This is a genomic window from Bradyrhizobium sp. P5_C11_2 (assembly GCF_054049755.1).
Genome location: NZ_JBFULT010001090.1, coordinates 1 through 1,033, shown reverse-complemented (window position 1 = coordinate 1,033; position 1,033 = coordinate 1). Strand labels below are relative to the sequence as shown.

The following is a 1,033-nucleotide window of genomic DNA, read 5'->3' as shown; positions in this document are numbered from 1 at the left end:
GAGCCTTACCGGACGTCGGCCTATATGCTTCAGCACGGCGATTTTCCAGCGCCGATCATCGTTCTCGACAATCGAGACGCGCACATCAACCGCGAAACGGTTGAGTTTCCCGATCAAGTGCTTCCGGCAGCCTATCTGTTGATGGAGGGCCATCGCCGCTTCAACATCGCGTTGTATCTGCACACTACTGGCAGATTGAAACCGGAGGTGCATCTCTGGCTCATGACGAGAATCCGGGTTGGTTAGGCCGAGATGTTCTCAACGATCGCCGCCAGGATTTGGCGGGAGTGCAGCAGGAGGGCCGGGCAGAAGTTCGCTACCCGGAGGTCCATCGCTTCATAGAGACGGACCTAGAGGTGGCGGCACATCTCGATCTCCTCAGCGTTCGGAGTCTTACCCTCGACTTCGACACGCACCGGGCTATCAGGATGTAAGGGCGGTGCAGGTGAAGCTTGGTCGTACCGTCATCGAAGATGATGCCCCGACGGCGAATGAATTTGATGCACTGTCACCGCAATTCCATCTCCTGCCTTTGGAGATGCCCTTGCGTGCCACTTGGACGCCCTTGGCGCAAAGCATAGCCTGTGGCTGAAAACAGCGAGAGGTTGTATGGGATTACGGCAACAGTGCCGCCATCGTAATCGCGAGTTGCTGAAGCGTCCGCAGTATTGATTATCCCCAGAAATCGTCGGCGTCGCGACAGAGTTACCCTCGAACTTCGTTTTCGGAAAAACACGCTGATTTAGAAGGTTATAGGCATACCGAAGACAAGCATTTGGAAGTCGGGAAAGAGGGCGCCGGTCATCACCGGTTAAATTGCAGGAACCCTCTTGCCCGAGTCGCGAATTTGGTATCCATGATTCTTTGCTGAGCGCAGCTGATTCGTAGCTCCAGAGTTTAAATGGAGAGCTACATCATGAATCCGCCGCCCAAATTTCAAATCAAGTTCTGGAAGATCGATGTCAGCGCCGAAGGGGTGCTTGGCATCGTGGCCGCCTGTTTCCTGGTCATCTTCCTCGTTGCGGCGTACCGG

Annotated in this window: 1 protein-coding gene; it reads left to right on the top strand. The window is 55.0% G+C overall.

Annotated features, from left to right (window positions below):
• A partial coding sequence (locus ACXJL8_RS41875; RefSeq protein WP_456687123.1) for a hypothetical protein occupies window positions 1–246 on the top strand: 246 nt, incomplete at its 5' end.
• Window positions 247–1,033 lie beyond the last annotated feature (787 nt).